Annotated in this window: 16 protein-coding genes; 8 read left to right on the top strand and 8 right to left on the bottom strand. The window is 73.0% G+C overall.

All coding sequences use genetic code 11. The features are described 5' to 3' along the window. The first annotated feature begins 329 nt into the window (after nucleotides 1-329). The 4 genes from AC3CHW_RS15790 (at nucleotide 330) to AC3CHW_RS15775 (ending at nucleotide 5,174) form a co-directional block, all read left to right on the top strand. On the top strand, nucleotides 330-2,423 hold the full coding sequence (locus tag AC3CHW_RS15790) for a PhoX family protein (RefSeq protein ID WP_488470875.1): 2,094 nt from the start codon (nucleotides 330-332) through the stop codon (nucleotides 2,421-2,423). A 415-nt stretch (nucleotides 2,424-2,838) separates the two neighbouring features. After that, nucleotides 2,839-3,552: an NUDIX domain-containing protein gene (locus AC3CHW_RS15785; protein ID WP_488470874.1), complete on the top strand. Its 714-nt coding sequence runs from the start codon at nucleotides 2,839-2,841 to the stop codon at nucleotides 3,550-3,552. A 210-nt stretch (nucleotides 3,553-3,762) separates the two neighbouring features. Further along, entirely contained in the window at nucleotides 3,763-4,314 is a 552-nt protein-coding gene (locus AC3CHW_RS15780; RefSeq protein ID WP_488470873.1) for a cupin domain-containing protein, read from the top strand. Nucleotides 4,315-4,448: 134 nt separating this feature from the next. After that, nucleotides 4,449-5,174, top strand: coding sequence for a class I SAM-dependent methyltransferase (locus AC3CHW_RS15775; RefSeq protein WP_488470872.1), 726 nt, complete (start codon nucleotides 4,449-4,451; stop codon nucleotides 5,172-5,174). A gap of 19 nt (nucleotides 5,175-5,193) precedes the next feature. Here the strand turns inward: AC3CHW_RS15775 and tgmC are convergent, their stop codons facing one another. The 4 genes from tgmC to AC3CHW_RS15755 form a co-directional block, all read right to left on the bottom strand. Continuing rightward, nucleotides 5,194-6,156 (bottom strand): ATP-grasp peptide maturase system methyltransferase, encoded by a 963-nt coding sequence (tgmC, locus tag AC3CHW_RS15770; RefSeq protein ID WP_488470871.1) that lies wholly within the window; start codon nucleotides 6,154-6,156, stop codon nucleotides 5,194-5,196. A 389-nt stretch (nucleotides 6,157-6,545) separates the two neighbouring features. After that, nucleotides 6,546-7,115, bottom strand: coding sequence for a GNAT family N-acetyltransferase (locus AC3CHW_RS15765; protein WP_488470870.1), 570 nt, complete (start codon nucleotides 7,113-7,115; stop codon nucleotides 6,546-6,548). Nucleotides 7,116-7,261: 146 nt separating this feature from the next. Continuing rightward, nucleotides 7,262-7,867: a flavoprotein gene (locus AC3CHW_RS15760; protein ID WP_488470869.1), complete on the bottom strand. Its 606-nt coding sequence runs from the start codon at nucleotides 7,865-7,867 to the stop codon at nucleotides 7,262-7,264. A gap of 297 nt (nucleotides 7,868-8,164) precedes the next feature. Next, complete coding sequence (locus AC3CHW_RS15755; protein WP_488470868.1) at nucleotides 8,165-9,394, bottom strand: helix-turn-helix domain-containing protein; 1,230 nt, start codon at nucleotides 9,392-9,394, stop codon at nucleotides 8,165-8,167. Between the two features lie 217 nt (nucleotides 9,395-9,611). Here AC3CHW_RS15755 and AC3CHW_RS15750 point away from each other — a divergent pair, with 217 nt between their 5' ends. Together AC3CHW_RS15750 and AC3CHW_RS15745 are read left to right on the top strand one after the other, a co-directional pair. After that, on the top strand, nucleotides 9,612-10,433 hold the full coding sequence (locus tag AC3CHW_RS15750; RefSeq protein ID WP_488470867.1) for an ATP-binding protein: 822 nt from the start codon (nucleotides 9,612-9,614) through the stop codon (nucleotides 10,431-10,433). Beyond that, nucleotides 10,430-10,735, top strand: a complete 306-nt coding sequence (locus tag AC3CHW_RS15745; RefSeq protein WP_488470866.1) for a DUF7848 domain-containing protein — start codon at nucleotides 10,430-10,432, stop codon at nucleotides 10,733-10,735. The genes AC3CHW_RS15750 and AC3CHW_RS15745 overlap by 4 nt, the downstream gene beginning before the upstream one ends. Before the next feature lie 274 nt (nucleotides 10,736-11,009). Here the strand turns inward: AC3CHW_RS15745 and ligD are convergent, their stop codons facing one another. After that, on the bottom strand, nucleotides 11,010-11,915 hold the full coding sequence (gene ligD / locus AC3CHW_RS15740) for a non-homologous end-joining DNA ligase (protein ID WP_488471068.1): 906 nt from the start codon (nucleotides 11,913-11,915) through the stop codon (nucleotides 11,010-11,012). Nucleotides 11,916-12,170: 255 nt separating this feature from the next. Between ligD and AC3CHW_RS15735 the strand changes: the two genes are divergently transcribed. Then, entirely contained in the window at nucleotides 12,171-13,001 is an 831-nt protein-coding gene (locus AC3CHW_RS15735) for a MerR family transcriptional regulator (RefSeq protein WP_488470865.1), read from the top strand. A 62-nt stretch (nucleotides 13,002-13,063) separates the two neighbouring features. On the opposite strand, the gene AC3CHW_RS15730 is transcribed toward AC3CHW_RS15735, so the two are convergent. Together AC3CHW_RS15730 and AC3CHW_RS15725 are read right to left on the bottom strand one after the other, a co-directional pair. Further along, nucleotides 13,064-14,065 carry an endonuclease/exonuclease/phosphatase family protein gene (locus AC3CHW_RS15730; RefSeq protein WP_488471067.1) on the bottom strand — a complete coding sequence of 334 codons (1,002 nt, stop codon included), beginning with the start codon at nucleotides 14,063-14,065 and terminating at the stop codon, nucleotides 13,064-13,066. Nucleotides 14,066-14,685: 620 nt separating this feature from the next. Beyond that, nucleotides 14,686-15,771, bottom strand: a complete 1,086-nt coding sequence (locus tag AC3CHW_RS15725; RefSeq protein ID WP_488470864.1) for a CAP domain-containing protein — start codon at nucleotides 15,769-15,771, stop codon at nucleotides 14,686-14,688. A gap of 588 nt (nucleotides 15,772-16,359) precedes the next feature. Between AC3CHW_RS15725 and AC3CHW_RS15720 the strand changes: the two genes are divergently transcribed. Beyond that, nucleotides 16,360-16,785: a DoxX family protein gene (locus AC3CHW_RS15720; RefSeq protein WP_488470863.1), complete on the top strand. Its 426-nt coding sequence runs from the start codon at nucleotides 16,360-16,362 to the stop codon at nucleotides 16,783-16,785. Between the two features lie 215 nt (nucleotides 16,786-17,000). Here the strand turns inward: AC3CHW_RS15720 and AC3CHW_RS15715 are convergent, their stop codons facing one another. Further along, nucleotides 17,001-17,924: a LysR family transcriptional regulator gene (locus AC3CHW_RS15715; RefSeq protein WP_488470862.1), complete on the bottom strand. Its 924-nt coding sequence runs from the start codon at nucleotides 17,922-17,924 to the stop codon at nucleotides 17,001-17,003. Nucleotides 17,925-17,933: the final 9 nt, after the last annotated feature.

Raw genomic sequence — 17,933 nt, 5'->3', positions numbered from 1 at the left:
TGGCCTGGCCGGACACGTAAGGCTAACGGGCCTTGGGGCGCCGGCCGGAGCGAGCCCGCGGGCGGGGGCGCGGGTGGTCCGATACGAGAGGTTGGTGCCGGGGAGGCGACGGGCGTCAACTCGGGCATAACCGGCGGGGCGTGGCGTCCGGATGCCGGAGCGCTCCGGCCCAAACCTCACCGTAAGTGACGACTGACCGTCGTCGTTCACCGCTGATTAACCCTCACTTCGCCGTTTGGCGACACCGTCCCCATAGCTTCGCGGCGGATGGATTCCGACACCGTGTCGGCGCGGGCCTGCGCCGCTGGATCGAAGACGAAGGAATTGACGTGCGCAAGCTCCTGCCACTGATCAGCTCGCACCCGGGTGCCCGTTCCGCACTGACCTGCCGCTACCGCTGTGGTGACGCCTGCTTCCACGAGGTGCCCAACACCAGCGACAACGCGTACGTCGGCGACGTCATCGCGAACGTGCTCTCGCGCCGCAACGTGCTGCGCGCCAGCGCCGTCGTCACCGTGACCGCCGCGGCCGGTGCCGCCGTCGGTCTCGGCCAGGCGCCGCAGGCGTCCGCCGCCACGCCGGCCGTCGCCGCGCACGGCGGCAAGGGCCACGGCAAGTCGCACGTCAAGAACCGTGGCGCCCGGGGCCTGCGCTTCGAGCCGGTCGCGCCGAACACCAAGGACGCCGTCGTCATCCCGCGCGGCTACGAGCAGAACATCGTCATCCGCTGGGGCGAGCCCATCCTGCCCGGTGGTCGCGACTTCGACCCGGACAACCAGAGCGCCAAGGCGCAGGCCAAGCAGTTCGGTTACAACAACGACTACATGGCCGTGCTCGACGTGCCGCACGAGCGCCACCGGCAGCTCCTCGTGGTCAACCACGAGTACACCGACGAGGTGTTGATGTTCGCCGGGTACGACGCGGACAACCCGACCCGCGAGCAGGTCGAGATCGCCATCGCCGCGCACGGCCTGTCCGTCGTGGTCGCCGCCGAGGACCGCCGCTCCGGCAAGCTGACCGCGCTGCGCCGCCACCACCTCAACCGCCGCGTCACCGGCTCGACCCCGTTCGAGGTCACCGGGCCGGCCGCGGGCAGCAAGTTCCTGCGTACCTCCGCCGACCCGCGCGGCAAGCGCATCCTCGGCACGCTCAACAACTGTGGCGGCGGCATCACGCCGTGGGGCACCGTGCTCTCCGGCGAGGAGAACTTCAACCAGTACTTCGCCAACGGCGGCAAGGTCACCGACCCCGACACCAAGGCACGCTACGCCCGGTACGGGATCGGTGGCGAGGCCAGCGAGCGCAAGTGGGAGCGTTTCGACAAGCGCTTCGACACCCTCCAGGAGCCGAACGAGCCCAACCGCTTCGGCTGGGTCATCGAGATCGACCCGTTCGACCCGCACTCCACGCCGCGCAAGCTGACCGCGCTCGGCCGCTTCAAGCACGAGGCCGCCGAGCCGCGCCTGACCGACGACGGCCGCCCGGTGCTGTACATGGGCGACGACGAGCGGTTCGACTACTTCTACAAGTTCGTCTCCTCCAAGCGGATGATGCACGGCAACAGCCGGTACGCCCGCGCGCACAACCGCACGCTCCTCGACGAGGGCACGCTGTACGTCGCCAAGTTCACCGGCGACAGCCCGGCCGGCGAGATCGACGGCTCCGGCAAGCTGCCCGCCGACGGCGAGTTCGACGGCTCCGGCGAGTGGATCCCGCTGGCCACCGGCACGACGTCGCACGTCGAGGGCATGACGGCCGAAGAGGTCTACGTCTTCACCCGGTTCGCCGCCGACAAGGTGGGCGCCACCAAGATGGACCGCCCCGAGGACGTCGAGCCCAGCCCGCGCACCGGCCGCGTGTACGTCGCGCTGACCAACAACAAGGACCGCGGCAAGGCGGGCAAGGCCCCCGCCGACGAGGCCAACCCGCGCAACGGCAACAAGCACGGCCAGATCCTGGAGCTGGCCGAGCACTGGGACGACCCGGCCTCCGACCGGTTCAACTGGCGCCTGTTCCTGGTCTGCGGCGACCCGAGCGACCCGAGCACGTACTTCGCCGGGTTCCCGAAGGACAAGGTCAGCCCGATCTCCTGCCCCGACAACATCACCTTCGACGCGCACGGCAACCTGTGGATCTCCACCGACGGCAACGCCCTCGGCAACCACGACGGCCTGTTCGGCGTGGCGACCGCGGGTGAGCGGCGCGGCGAGGTCAAGCAGTTCCTGACCGTCCCGAACGGCGCCGAGACCTGCGGCCCGATCGTCCAGGACCAGCGCGTCCTGGTCGCCGTCCAGCACCCGGGCGAGATCGACGGCGCGAGCGTCGAGAAGCCCAAGTCGGCCTGGCCCGACGGCCCGGGCAAGCTCGTGCGCCCCTCGATCGTCAGCGTCTGGCGGCGCGACGGCGGCGACATCGGCGCGTAGCGCCCACCGGGCGCGGCCCCTGGCCGCGCCCCCGGTACGGCTCCTGGCCTCGCGGAGTGCGAGGCCGGGAGCGGGGATCGCCCGGCGGGGCGGCGCGTGGGGCACCACCGCGCCGGGCGATCCCATCGGAAGGCCCGGCCCCGTCGGCGCCCCACGGGGGAGCGCGCCGCCGGGGCCGCCCTCCAGGGACGGACCCGGAGGGCCGGGTCGGCTGGTTGTCGCCCGCGACGCGCGGCGGAGGGGGCCGCGCGACGCGCGACGACCGTGCCGAACCGACGGCCGTACGAGGCGCACGAGGCGTACGAGGTGTGCCGACGGCCGTACGAGGCGTACCGGAGCCCGGCCCGTGGCGTACCGACGGCCGGCCCGTACCGAAGCCCGGCGGAGCGCCGATCCGCCCGGTTAGCCTGATCGGATGATCAGTGACCAACCCCTGGCGGCGCGCGTGCGGTTCACCGCGTCCGGCCTCGTGGTGACGCGCATCCCCGGCGAGCCGGGCGTCTACACCCTGCCCCGCGTCGGCCAGACCGTGCCCGCCGCCGAGCGTCACACGCTGCCGCGGGCCGAGGCGCTGCTCGCGTCCATCCGCCCCGTCGGCACCAGCGAGAGCGTGCTGCGCTCCTGGGTCGCCGGCCGTCGCACGTGGGGCGCGGCGCCCTGGTCCGACCCGGCCGCGGTGACCCCGGAGCGGATACGCGCCGCCGCCCTGGTCATCCGGGACGCGCACCTGCTGCTCATCCGCTTCCGGGGGGACGACGGGGAGTGGTACGAGATCCCGGGCGGCGGCGTCGAGCCCGGCGAGACACCCCGGGACGCGGTCGTCCGCGAACTGCGCGAGGAGACCGGCCTGACGGTCACCCCCACCCACGAGGTCGCCCGCGTCTGGCGCCGCCGCCGGTTCGGCCACTACTTCCGCGTCACCACCGAGGGCCGCGTCGGCGCCCCGGAGGAGCTCGACATCGAGGGCGGCGAGCTGACCTGGGTCCCCGTCGCCCAGTTGCCCACCACCCCCCTGTGGCCACGCCGCCTGTCCTGGCGCATCACCCACTGGCACGCCACCGGCTGGCCCACCCGCCCCCTCGAACTGGCCGACAACATCCAGGACTTGAGCGCCCCGTGCACGTGGTGACCCGGCCGCGGGACGCGTTCCGCGCGGGTGCGCGCGGCGTACGGGGAGGGGCGGCGTACGGCCGCGCGCGGCGTACGGGGATGGCCGGCGCACGGCCGCGCGCGGCGCGGAGCGTACGAAGCGATGCCAGCCTCGACCCGAACTTGACCCACGACTCCCGTACGGGAATGACCCACACGGTCGGGTCATTCCCTTCATAGGGTCATTCACATGACGACGACGAAGACCACCGCGCCCACGACCCCCCAGGCCACGACCAGCACCACCACCACCACCTCTGCACCGCTGCCAACAGTGCTGACCCGCCACGCGGACGCCGAGACCTGCGCCGACCCGAGCAGCGTCATGACGTTGCTCGGCGAGTCAAGCGCCACCCCCGGCGGATTCACCAGCTACCGCTCCAGCTTCGCCAAGGGAGCCGCCGGGGCGCCGGCTCACTTCCACACGAGGGCGACGGAACTGTTCTTCGTGCTCGGCGGCTCGTTGCGGGTGCTGGTGGGCGAGGAGGTCACCACCCTGAACCAGGGCGACTTCCTGGCCGTGCCGCCCCACACCCCGCACGCCTTCGCCGCGGCCCCCGACGCCGAGGCCGACGTCCTGTTCGTGTTCACCCCGGGCCTGCCCCGCTTCGACTACCTGCGCCTGCTCGGCCGGGTCATGCGGGGCGAGGCCGACCCGAAGGAGATCGCCGAGTCCGCGGAGCGTTTCGACAACCACTACGTCGACAGCCCCGTCTGGCGCGCCGAGCTGGGCCAGGGCTGAGACACCACCCGGCGGGGGGCCCGGAGATGAGCCCGACACCGCGCCACCCGTACGGCGTTGGGCGGAGCGCCCCGCCATCGCCTTAGGTGAAACTGACTAGGAACACGGGCCCGCCAACGCCTAGTTTCGGCAACATGGCTGATGAGTGCTTCGAACATCCGCGGCTCGCCTCGATCTACGACCTGCTCGACCCCGACCGCACCGATCTCGACGCGTACGTCGAGATAGCCACGGAATGCGGCGCCCGCCGCGTGCTGGACATCGGCTGCGGCACGGGGGTGTTCGCCCTCTTACTGGCGGAGCGCGGCATCGACGTCGTCGGCGTCGACCCCGCCGGGGCCTCCCTCGACGTGGCCCGCTCCAAACCGGGTGGCGAACGGGTGCGCTGGATACGCGGCGACGCGACGGACCTCCCCGACCTGGGCGCCGACCTCGCCACCATGACGGGCAACGTCGCCCAGGAGCTGACCGACCCGCGGACCTGGCAGAACACCCTCCGAGGCGCCTACGCGGCCCTGCGCCCCGGCGGCCTCCTGGTCTTCGAGACCCGCGACCCGTCCCGCCGCGCCTGGGAGGACTGGAACCGCGAGACCTCCCACCGGGTCACGGGCATCGCGGACGTCGGCGCCGTCGAGAGCTGGGTCCAGGTCACGAAGATGAACTGGCCCCTGATCAGCTTCCGTTGGACCTACGTCTTCGCCTCAGACGGCCAGGTACTCACCTCGGACTCCACCCTCCGCTTCCGCGACCGCACGGAGATCGAACGCGACCTGGCCGCCCACGGCTACGTCCTGGAGGACGTCCGCGACGCGCCGGACCGGCCGGGGAAGGAGTTCGTGTTCGTGGCGCGGCGGGTGTAGGGGCCTCGGGGCGTTGTCATCAACACGGCAGGAACCAACCGGGAGCCTCGGGGTCGTTCATCCACACGCGCTGTCCGGTGCTGGTGACGGTCATGCCGAACTGGCTTTGCTCGGGCCGACCGGCCCGTTCCCACTGGGTGAAGGCGTCTTCCACCGAACGCCACAAGGGCAGGGGGCCGTGGCTGTGCACGACCCAACCACCACCGTCAGTCCGCTCTGTCCATGCCTGGGAACCTGTGGCCACGTCCAAAAGGATCACCTGGTCACCGCCGCCGAGCAGTTCGGCAGATGGGGCGGCGAGCTGGGTGAGGAATCGGCCGGTCCATGACCACACGGCCTGTGGATCAACGTGCGTCGAGCGCTGTTCCCCGTCGTGCAGGAAAAACGATGCCCGAGGCGGGGGCTGATGGGGGCGGGCGAGCATGTAGGAGATGGTCTCGCCCGTGAAACGGCCGGTCGCGGTGCCGTCAGCGTGGGCTGTGAGGTGGACCAGACCCGAAGCCTGCGCCCACCCACCCAGCGCGGTGGTGATGGTCCCGCCCGCGCGGGCCTGCCACAGCCACTGATGGGGGATCGTGCGAACGGAGCAGGTAGCGACGATGCGGTCGTACTCCGCGCCCTCCTGGTGCCCTTCCAACCCATCGCCCACGACCAGCGTGGGCGACAGTTCGAGACTGTGCAGGACGGAGCGAGCGCGGCGGGCCACGGCAGGGTCCACCTCGATGGAGGTCACGTTTTCGGAGCCGAGGCGGTGGCAGAGCAGGGCCGTGGAGTAGCCGGTCCCGGTGCCGATCTCCAGTACGCGTTCCCCGTCGCCGATGGCGGCGGCCTCCCACATGCGCACCACCAGTGAGGGCAGGGTGGCGGAGGAGGTTGGCAACCCGCGGACCGGGCCAGAGGCATCGCCGGCGTCTACGCCGGCGACCTGGGTGACCTGTGTGTCGTTGGCGTACGCGAGTGCCAGCCAGTCCGTCGCGGGCAACTGGTCACGTCGCAGCGAGGTGTAGAACGTCCGCGTTCATCGCGGTCAACTCGGTAGACGGCTTCACCGATGAACGCCTCACGCGCGACGGCTTCCACGGCTGAACGCCAGCCCGGGTCGGTGAGCGACCCCTGAGCGCTGATCTCGTCGGCGAGCGCGCGTCGCAGGAGAGTGGCGTCGGTCATCGTGCTCCCTGCTCAAGGAGGTTGGCCAAGGTGGCGGTCATGGGCAACTCCGTCGCGGGTTCCATCCAGGCGTACTGACCCGCAGGGTTGCACTCGATGAACAGCCAGTTCTCTGGATCACGCTCTGGACCGGTGAGAGCCAGGTCGAACGCGCCGTAGACCACGTCGGGACGACTTGAGGTAGCCGGGCAGTGCGCTTCAGCATCACGCGGTGCTGGCGTCAGCCTGCCCGGACTCCCACTCCTCCCGCAGGATGCTGTACGTGATGGAGTCCCGCCAGGCTCCGCGGACGTGGACGTGGGCTCGGATGCGGCCCTCCTCGGTCAGACCAGCCGCGAGGAGTGTGCGCTCCGAGGCGATGTTGTGAGGCGAGCGTGCGGCCCACAGGCGGTGGAGGCCGAGTTCCGTGAAGGCGAGATCACAGACCAGGCGCACGACCTCGCGCCCGTACCCCACGCCCCAGGTGTCCGGGCGCAGGGCGAAGCCGAAGGTGGCCGCGCTGGGCTGATGGGGGTCGTTGGCCAGCCGTACGAATCCGATCGGCTCGCCGCTATGGCGTGCGGTGGCGGCCAGCGCGTACTCCTCGCGCGGTGTCGCCGACGCGGAGGCGATCCAGCGGGCAACGATCAGATCGACCTGTCCGCGCGAGCGCGGAGTGAAGGACATGTGCTCGGTTGCTTCGGGGCTGCCGTAGATCGCGTGTACGGCGTTCACGTCGTCGATGGTGACTTCGCGGAGGGCGAGGCGGGAGCTGTGGCGGGTGATCGGATACAAGCGGTGGCCTCCGGTGGGTTGGGCGACAGCCGGACAGGTCGGCTTGGGCGTCGCTCCGGTACGTGCGGTGCGTGTACCCAACCCCTGGCAGGACTAGGAACACACGCTGCTGAACCCGTGCAGGTCCCCAAGCCACCTCGCGCAGGCTACGGGCGCAGTGGGCGGGATGCGGGGCGGCGGGGGGTTGGTTCGCGATCGGTCACCGCACCGTGCTGGGCCTCCGAGATCGCGGGCAGGGCGGCTACGGCCGCCTCCCACGGAAACGCGGACGCGTCACCCTGCCTCGGCGGGTGCGGCTCGTATCCGCCCGGCCCGAGGAGGAGGGTCACGCCCTGGTCGCGCAGCGTCTGTGCGCTGCGGGGTACGGCGGGTTGGGCGGCCTGGGCCTGGTTGAAGTAGGGCATGGCGACAACCGGAACGCCCAGGTGGACCCCCTCGGACACGAGACCGATCGCCAACGTGTCGGCGATGCCGGCCGCCCACTTGTTCAGGCTGGTGCAGCTCAGCGGCGCGACGAGCATGGCATCGGCGGCGGGCAAAGCGTCGGTCTCGCCGGGAAGTTTGTAGGCGGACCGTACCGGGTGCCCCGTCAGGCTCTCCAACTCGTCACGCCGAGCTTCCCACCAGCGGGCGGCCGACGGCGTGAGGACCAGGCAGGTGTCCCAGCCCGCGCCCTGGGCCGCGCGAACGCCCGCGTCGATGTACTGGGTGGGTCCTGCCGCGCAGGCGATCAGGTAGAGGACGGGTTTCATGCCGGGAGTCCACACCGGGAGGTGCGGCGTACGCAACCGGGCCTGGCGCCGTGCGGTGGCGTCGTACTGAGGAACCGTCCCAACGGGAGTTGGTCTCGGCGTACGCAGTCACCGCCTTCGGCCGTCAACCTCCCTACCAGACCCGCGCCTTGGAGTGTCACGAGAAGGCATGTGGGGCCCGGCTGCCAGTACCGTTCACAGTGTCCACAGAACGGAGACGAGCCATGCCTCACTGGTCCGACTACAGCAACGGCGAGCGCTCCAAGATTCCCCTGTGGTGCCGTACCCGCGATCAGCTCACGCCGCACCAACGCGTACGGCAAGTTGGTTGAGACCCGGCATGGACGGGCTGACGGCCAGCATTCCCGAGATCATGACCTTGACGCTGGAACGTCGGGCGTCCTGGGGCGTCTCCTCAGCGTGCTGTTGCAGCAGAGCGAGCGCGGAAGGAAGGTCTCCCATGTCGCGATAGAGCTTGGCGCTGTCGTGGCGCACCCTGGCCTCGCGTTCACGAGTGGGCAGCCGTTTGCCGTTCACCGCGGCCAGGTGCTTGAGGGCGGCCCGGCTGTCGCCAAGTACGTGATGGATGCAGAGCCCGTAGCGCTCTACCTGGTCACTCGTCATGGGACCTGGTGCGTCGACCCACGTGGTGGTGGCTGGGCCACGGGCAGCAGTGTCGCGGGCCTGCTCGTACAGCGAGGTGGCGCGTGTCGTGTTGCCAGCCTGAGCGGCTCCGTAGGCCGACTCAAGGAGTAGGTGCGCTAGGACTGGCCTCGCGCGTTCTTCACCTGACAGATCGGCTACGGCTTGATCTGCCACCTGAGCCGCCCACTCGTGGTGACCGCGTTGGCGCAGCACGACGTACTGAGCACGTGCGGCCATCGCTGCTACTACCGGATTCCGCGCTTGCCGAGCGGCCTGCACGGATCGGTCGGCGGTCAGCCAGGAAACGTCCGTGCGTTCCTTCACACTGACCGCTGTGGCTACGACGTAGGCGCGGGCCAGCGTCTCGGCCCCGCCCGGTCCACTGTGACGAGCGTGGGCCCGCGCGGCGGCAACGAGATGCGGCACGGCCCGCGCGGCCTCTACGTAGCGTGCCTCACCGATCTGGCGCGCGACTGTGTCGAGCCCCGCGTGTAACTGCGCCCCGTTCATCGTGGGCTTCCCGATGTCCCGGAAAAGCGCGGCGTCCCAGCCTGGCCCCGGGGCCCCGTGTCCTGTCGCCGGCGTTGCGGGGATCGTCGCCGCACCGATTCCTATGCCGGCTGCCGCCACTAGCAGTTCACGCCTGCGCATGTCGTCCTCGCCTCCATTCTGTTCGTCCGTCTCCGTAGCTCCGAGCATTGCGGGAGGAACGCTGAGCGCACGTGCGAGCGCCCGTCGCTCAGCGGGCGTTGGCGACTCGGCCCCGCGTTCGATGCGGCTGATCTTCGCTTGGCTCATGTTGCACGTGGCACCAAGCTGGGCTTGCGTCATGCCACCGGCCAGCGCCCGGCTCGCCTTCAATGTCCGTCCGAGAGACGTCATAGCTCGAAAGTACCGGTGGATTTCTGACTAGGGGAGTCACATCGTGACTGGGGCAGTCAAGCGCCGCATCATCTCTACATCTCCGCGCGCTCGCCGAGTTAACTCTCTAGCAGTCATCTGGTGACCGCGCAGCGTGATCACGTGTCTTTTCGCGTTCTCACCGCACGGCTCAGCGGGCGTAGATACCTCCCGCCTGGATTCCCCGCAGAGGACCAACATGGCCTTCCCCGCCGTCCCATCTCCTCACGATTCCATCCGCACTGACGCGGCGCCCCTCGCCTCCGCGACTCCCGTAGCCGTCTACGTCTGTTGGCCCAGACATCGAAACGTCAACGTGGAGCGTGCGCTCACGCGTGTGCGGCGTCACCTTCAGGCGCACGCGTTCCGGGCCGTGGGCCTGTGGGTGGAGAGGGCTGACGTCGAGGAGTACGCACAGCGGCCACGGTGGGCGTCCGTGCGATGCCAGGTGGAGAGCGGGGCCGCGCGCGGCATCGTGTCGCTGTGGCCAGTCATGTTGTGGTGGACGCCTTGGCAACGGGACGAACTGGCGCGGTGGTTGAATGCGCACGGCGCGTTCGTCTCCACTGTCGAGGGCGAGCTGCCCACGATGGGGTGTACCCGGCCAGTAAGTGATCGACCTTTGGGGCGCTGCACTGCGTCGGTCACGTTGGCGCCGCTCCGAAGCTCGGTACCGGTGGCGCGTCGCTTCGTCACCGCGTGCTTGGTCAGCGCGGGCCATCGGGAGGTGATCGACGCTGCCGCGCTGCTCACGAGCGAACTCGTGGCCAACGCTGTGGACCACGGCACCAACGGGGTTCAGGCAACCGTCGGAGTCCATGTCTGGTGTGAGGCCACCCGACTTCACGTCGAGGTACGCGATCCATCGGACGCGCCGCCTCGTCGCAGCGCCGTGAGCGAGTTGGACGAGCAGGGCAGGGGGCTGGCTCTCGTGGACGCGTTGGCCACGCGGTGGGGGTACGACAACACTTCGCCGGGCCCGGGTAAGCGCGTCTGGTTCGAGGTGGCCTACGCCGCATGAGCCACCGTCCCACCCGGCAGCACCGGCGCCGTTACCGCTACGTGGAGATGACGTTGGCCCCCGACCCGGAGGCCATCCCGTACACCGTCCAGGCCACCTGCACCACCTGCGGTGAGCAGTCACCCGCTCCCGAACCCACCGAGACCATCACCGGCATGCACCACCAGGCCCAACGCTGGTGCACCTCCCACGCCGCCCGCGACCACCCCGACGGGCGCCACCTGCGCTACACCGCCACCGTCACCCTCCACTGGCACATCACACCCCACGAAGACATCGGCCCCGCCGCGCCTACGAGGTGAGGTGGCTCGCGACGCGACGTGTGCCGTGCTCCTCGAACTCATACCGGCAGTCGCCAAGCCGGCCCGCTCGGCGCACGGCTATATCCCAGCGCCGAGCAGCGCTGGCCCACGCCGGGCATGGAGCCTGACCCGTTCGCGGCGCTCAGCGCGTACCACCCGAGCGAGAGTGAGGACGGAGACCGGGCGGGTTCGCGCCCCCCGCGCCCCCGCGCGTTCCCCCGGCTTCCGCGCGCGCCCCGCGCGCATGCTCCCGCGCGCCGCGCGCCCGGACGCGCTACCGCAGCTTCGCCAGCCGCTGCTGGGCCGTGCGCAGGGATCGGCCGCGCAGGGAGCCGGCCGGCCAGGGGTTGGGGGCGGTGAGGCGGTCGGCGATGGTGGTCAGGGTCCAGCGGTCGGCGCGCAGGTCGGGGTCGTCCAGTTCGTCGGCGGCGATCGGGGTGGCGACCGGCGCGCCGGGCTTGGCCCGTACGGCATAGGGGGCAACGGCAGTCTGGGCGTAGCCGTTGCGCAGGGTGTCCAGGTAGAGGCGGTCGCCCCGGGCCTCCTTGCGGGGCTCGGTGGTGAGCCGGTCCGGGTGCCGGGCCACCAGCAGGTCGGCGGCCTCGCGTGCGAAGGCCCGTACGGTGTCGAAGTCCGCCGCGCGGTCGAGCGGCACGATCACGTGCAGCCCGCGCGAACCGGTGGTCATCAGGCGGGCGGGCAGGCCGAGTTCGTCGAGCAGCTCGCACGTGCGGTGCGCCGCCCAGCGCACGTCCGCGAAGGCGGCGGCCGGGTCGTCGCCGGCCGGCTTGGACGGGTCGAGGTCGAAGACCAGCCGGTCGGGGTGGTCCGGGCGGTCGGCGCGGGAGAGCCAGCGGTGCGGGGTGATGGACGCCTGGCTGGCGAGGTACGCGAGGGTGGCCGCGTTGTCGCAGACCACGTGCGTGACCGTGCCGCCCTCCTTGGCGACCTCGGCCAGCGGCACCCAGTCGGGGAAGTAGTCGGGGGCGTTCTTCTGCATCAGCGGGCGCCCGCCGATGCCGTCCGGGTGGCGTTCCATCATCACCGGCCGCCCGCGCAGCTCGGGCAGCGCGCGCCGGGCCACGGCGCGGTAGTGCGCGACGAGGTCGGCCTTGGTGAGGCCGTCGTCGGGAAAGAGCACCTTGTCCGGCCGGGTCAGTTCGAAGGCGTGCCTGCCGATCCGTAGCCGGCGCGGCTCGCCAGAGGACCGGCCCCCGCCCGACCGCCTGTCCTTCGTACCCTTCGCGCTGTTCTCGCCGACCGTGCCGTGCTCGCTGTTGTCGCTCACGTCGACAACGGGTTACCGCCCGCGCGCCCGGCAAACCCCCGCGGGGCGCGTCGCGGGCTCGCGCCGCAGGTCAGGGCGTGTGCCGGGGGGCCGTGGGCGAGCGGGCTTGACCATGACACCGTGTGAGGCCCTGCACTGGAGGGCGTCATGTTCAGCATCGGAGACTTCGCCAAGCACGGCCGCGTGTCGGTCCGCATGTTGCGTCACTACGACGCCATCGGGCTGCTGCGCCCCGCCCACGTCGACCCGTACACCGGCTACCGCGGTTACGAGGCGAGCCAACTCGCCCGCCTCAACCGCGTCATCGCTCTCAAGGACCTCGGTTTCACGCTCCAGCAGGTGCGGGCCGTGCTCGACGAGGAGGTGGACGTCGGTGAGCTGCGCGGCATGCTGCGGCTGCGGCGGGCCGAGGTGGCGGCGGCGATGGCGGCCGACGCGGCCCGGCTGGCCGGCATCGAGGCGAGGCTCCGGACGATCGAGAGTGAGGGAACCATGTCCGACCACGAAGTGGTGCTCAAGAGCGTGCCGGCGGTCCGGCTGGCCGAGTTGTCCGGCACCGCGGAGAGCTTCGGGCCCGAGCACATCGGCCCGGTGATCGGCCCGCTGTACGAGGAGCTGCACGGCCGGCTCGCGGCGGCCGGCGTCGCGCCGACGGGGCCCGCCGTCGCGTACTACGAGCCGGCGCCGGGCGCCGGCCCGGAGGGGGCGGTCACGGTGCACGCGGGGATTCAGGTGGCGGTGGAGCCCGCGGCGGGCCAGCCGTTCGACGTGGTGGACCTGCCCGGCATCGAGCAGGCCGCGACCATCGTGCACCGCGGCTCGATGGACACCATCCTGCCCACGGCCCAGGCGCTCGCCCGCTGGACCGACGCCCACGGCTACCGCTCCACCGGCTACGCCCGCGAGCTGTACCTCGACTGCGAGGGGGGCAAGGAGAGCTGGGTGACCGAGTTGCAGGAGCCGGTGGCGAAGGCGTAGCCAGCGGGTAGGGCACGGCCGGGGGCGTCGCGGGGGGCGCGGCGCCCCCGGCGCGCTCGCCGCTAGCCGTGCAGTTCCAGATCGACGAGGAGCGCCCGGTGGTCGGAGTGGGGCAGGTCGACGAAGCGGGCCGCACGCGCCGACCACGCGTCGCTGACCAGCACATGGTCGATCTGCGCGCCCAGCAGCGGGGTCGTCAGGGTGGGCCAGGACGGTGTACGCGAGACACCCGCGAGCCGGGCGCTGTCCCGCAGGCCGGTGTCGAGGAGGCGGCGGAAGGCCGCGTGGTCCTGGGTGGCGTTGAAGTCGCCGGCGATCAGGGTGGGCGCGTCCCCGCGCCGCTCGGCGTACGCGCGCAGCCGCGCCAGCTCCGCGCGCCAGACGTCCAGCTCGCCGGGGGTCGGCGGCATCGGGTGCGCGACCTGCACCCGTACCCACCGCCCGGCGATCAGCGCCCGCGCGCCGGGCATCGCGAGCGAGCCGGGCACCCCTGGCTCGTTCCGCAGCGGGTACACGCTCAGGATCGCGGACCCCTCCGCCGGACCGCCGGCCGCGATGTTGCGGTACGGGTAGGCCGCGCGCAGCGCGGGCGCCTCCAGGGCCGCCACGCACCGGTGGTCGCACTCCTGGACCGCGACCAGGTCCGGCCGCTCCCGCCGCAGCGCGGCCAGCAGCCCGTCGGTGGCCTGCCCGTACTCCAGGTTGGCGGAGAGCACGCGCGGCCGGGCGACGACGGGCCCGCTCGGCCCACCGGCCCCGGCGCCCTCGTACGGCTGGAGGAACCAGCCCGTCGCGAGGAGCACGGCCAGCGCCCACGCGCAGCCGAGCGGCCACCGGGCCAGCGCCGCGAGGAGGAGGCCGAGCGCGGCGGGCAGCAGCAGCCAGGGCAGGAACGCGAGCAGTTGCGGGACGGGGGTGAAGCCGTCCGCGTCGGCGGCCCGGTGCCCGAGCACCACGCTGACCAGTACGAGCAGCAGCGCCGCGCACCCCGCGAGCATCCACCGGCCCACCCCGTGAGGCAGCCGCCCCGCGCCCCGAAGGCCCCGCGCCCGCCAGGCCGGCACCTGCCGCGACCCGGCCGCGGTCCCCGACGCGGCTCCCGTGGCCGTCCCCGACGTCCCCGCGCGGGCCTCGGCCGTCGCGCCCCGGGGCGTCGCGTGCGCCGCCCCGCCGGTACCGTTCGCGCCGCGCGCGGCGTACGCGCCGCCCTCGGCGCCGCCCGGCTGCGGCTGGTCGGCGACTGCGTCCCGGCTGTCCACGCTGTGGCCCTTCGTTCGGCGGATGGGTGGGCCGCCGCGCCGTACGCGCCGCCGCCCTCGCCCCGATCCTCCTACACCGCTCCGGCACCGGGTCGGCCCGTCCCGCGCTCACCGCACCCACCGTGCCCCCCGCGCCCACCGCCATGGCGCGCGGCGGCTCCGGCGGCTCCCACCGCCGTGGCGCGCGGCGGCCCGTGCCGCCGCGCCGGGCGGCGGGCGGCGGGTGGTCCGGTCAGCGGGCCGTCGTGCAGAGCCGCCGCTCCAGCTCGCCAGGCAGCGGGTAGGCGCGCTCCGGCGGCAGCAGCCGCTGGGCCTGCGCGGCCCTGCCACTCTGGAGCAGCGTCGCCCTGCCACCCGCCCCGCGCGCGCCGCGTGGCGTTTTCCGCCTGCCCCGGGGCGCGGTTCGCTCCCCGGGGCAGGGCGGGTCAGCGGCCCGTCGCGAACACCTGGGTCCACCAGGGTCCGCCCGAACCCTGGTCGACGCCGATGCCCAGCTCGCGGAACGAGCAGTTCAGGATGTTGGCGCGGTGCCCGGGGCTGTTCATCCACGCGTCCACGACCGCCTCGGCGTCCGCCTGGCCACGGGCGATGTTCTCGCCGACGCTGGACCAGGTGTAGCCGGAGCGCGTGACGCGGTCGCCGACCGTCGAGCCGTCGGGCCCGGTGTGGGAGAGCCGCTGCGTGTCGGCCATGACGCCCGCGTAGGTGTCGGCGACCCGGCCCAGGGTGCCGTCCGCGGTCAACGGCCGGCAACCCGCGTCCGCCCGCTCCTCGTTGACCAGCGCCAACACCTCCGCCGTGGTGCCGCCACGGCCCGCCTCGCGCGGCTCCTGGCCCGCACGCCCGGGGCCCGCGTCGGAGCCCGGCCGGGTGGTCGGGCCGGGGCGGGACCCGCCGACGGTGCTGCCGGCCGGGCCGTCGGCCGTGTCGTCGGTCGTGCGGTCGGCGGAGCCGTTGCGCGCCGCCCCGTCGGCGGTCGCGCCGCCGGGCCGGTCGCCGCCGCTCCGTGGCCCCGTCGAACGGGAACTCCGCTCACGCTCCGCCTTCTTGGCGGCGTCGGCCGACGGCCGCGCGCTCTTCGACGGACTCGGCCCGGGCGTGCCGGGCGTCCGGTCCGCCCCGCTTGGCGTGCGCGACGCCTCCGCGGCCGGACTCGCGCTCTCGACGATACGGACCCGGTCGGCCGGGCCCGCCCCGTCGGCCACGGAACGGTCGTTTGCCCCGGAACCGTCGAGGGCGACGTACGCCGTGCCGCCACCGCCCGCGACCAGCACCGCGAGGGCCAACGGCGCCCAGACCGGGCGCCGTTTCGCCCGGCCCCGGTGGCCGCGCCGCGCCCGGTGCGAGCGCGGCGCACCGGCCATGTCCGCGCCGTGGGAGGCGTCGGTGGCGTCGACAGGGCCGATGGAGCCGGCGGGTCCGGTGGTGTGGGCGGCGGACTGGGGGTCGGACCGCGGGCTGTTCGGTACGGGCTGCGTGGGTCTGGAAGAGGTGCGGCGACGTGCGCTCATGAGTTCGGGTCCTCCATGGGGGGTCGCACAAAGATTGCATACGAAGGGCCCGCGGTCACCCGTACGGGTGAGTGGTCCGCGCCGCGCTCGGCCCGTACAAAACCGCTTATCTACCGAGGTTTTCCGTCCATCGGCGCGCGCCGTCGAGGTGCGGAGCGGGCCCCGTTGTCGTGCCCGGCCACCGGTGCCGCCTCCCGCCGTCCGGCCGCCCTTCCCTCGCGTGCGCCGTCTTGCACCCGACCGGTGTCCCCCGCACGGGCCCTCCCGTGGTCTTCCCCGGCCGGCCGTCGTCGTCCCTCCCCGCGTGCCGGGCCGACCCCGCGCATGCTGGTGCGGGTGGCTCGCGCGGCCGGGCCGTGTGCCGTCGCACATCGCCGTGCGGGGGCCTTGATGCGCGGGCGCGGCATGTGGTTACTTACGAGTAAGAAGAGGTCTGTGCGGGCGCTGGGAGCCAGCCGCGCGGCGCGGACGGCCACCTTCCGCCGGGCGCCCGTACGACGCGTCGCGCGTCGGTCGGGCGCGCCGTCGCGGCTCCGTGGGTCGGCGGCGTCGGCCGGTCCGTGGCCCGCTCACCCGCTGGAGCTCCCGATGGCTGTCCCCCGCCCCACCGCTCCGTGCCCCACCACTCCGCGCCCCACCACTCCGCGCCGCGCCGCCCGCGCGCTGGCCGGCCTGCTCGCCGGCGCCGGCGTCGCGCACTTCGCGGTGCCGCGCCCGTTCGACGCGATCGTGCCGCGCGCCCTGCCCGGCAGCCCCCGCACCTGGACGCACGTGAGCGGCGCCGCCGAACTCGCGCTCGCGGCCTGCGTCGCCCTGCCGCGCACCCGCCGCGTCGGAGCCCTGGCCGCGGCCGGCTTCTTCGCCGCCGTCTACCCCGCCAACGTCAAGATGGCCCGCGACTGGCACCACCGCTCGGCCCCGCTCAAGGCCCTCGCGTACGGCCGGCTACCGCTCCAACTGCCGCTGGTGGGCTGGGCGTTGTACGTGGCGAAGCGGGCGGAGGGGCGGGGTTGAGACGGTCGGGGCGCGCGGTCTCGTCCGACTGGGCACGGCCGGGTGGGTGACCGGGCGCCCCTGGGGCGGGCTCGGCCGGGTGGGTGACGGGGCGCCCCTGGGGCGGGTCCGGCCAGGTGGGTGACCGGCGCCCCTGGGGCGGGTCCGGCCAGGTGGGTGACCGGCGCCCCTGGGGCGGGTCCGGCCAGGTGGGTGACGGGGCGCCCCGGGGCGGCTTACGGGCGCGTGCGGTCGAGCCGGCGGGCGATGACGGCCTGCTCCTGGAGCGCGGTCAGGGCGCGGGCGATCACGGGTTGCTGCCGGCTGCCGCTGCGCACGCAGGTCAGCACGCGGCGGCAGGGCGGGGGGTCGCCGCGTACCGGCACCCGGGTCACGCCGGGGTGCGCGGTCAGCGGGACCAGCCGGGGCACCAGGCAGACGCCGAGGCCGTGCGCGATCAGGGCGAGGACCGATGACCAGTCCCCGGCGTGGTGGTCCGTCCGGGGCGCGAACCCGGCCGCCCCGCACAGCGATTCGATCAGCCGGTGCTGGTCGTGGTGGGGCGCGATCCAGGTCTCGGCCGCCGTCTGCGGCAGGTCGACCACGTCGAGGCCGGCCAGCGGGTGGCCGAGCGGCACCACGAGGTCCTGCTGGTCGTCCATGAGCGGCTGCTGGTCGAAGCGCGGGTCGTCCACGGGCGGGCTGTCGGGCAGTGGCGTCAGTACGGCGATGTCGATCCGTCCGGACAGCAACTGCTGGTAGCACGCGCCGGTGTCGGTCTCGGTGACCCGTACGCGCAGCGGTGGCGCCGCGCGGTGCAGCGCGCTGGCGGCCGGCGCGAGGAGGGCTCCGAAGGCGGTCGCGAAGCCGCCGATGTGCAGGGTCGTGTGCTGGTTGCCCTCCTCGTCGGCCAGGTCGGCCCGTATCCGCTCCCACTGCGCGAACAGGCCGTCGGCGTGCCGCAGCAACACCCGGCCGGCCGGGGTCAGTCGCAGCCGGCGCCCGTCGCGCACCAGCAGCGTCGCGCCCACCGCCTGTGAGAGCTGGCGAAGCTGCTGGGATACGGCGGAGGGGGACAGGTTCAGCGCCCGGGCGGTGGCCGTGACCGTGCCCTGGGCGTGCAGTACGCGCAGGGCCTGCAGGAGCCGCAAGTCAACCATGCGGGAATT

Source organism: Streptomyces sp. MGP-BFMKR1 (assembly GCF_057766585.1).
Note: the sequence above shows the minus strand (reverse complement) of the source record. Positions and strands in the feature narration are given on the sequence as shown.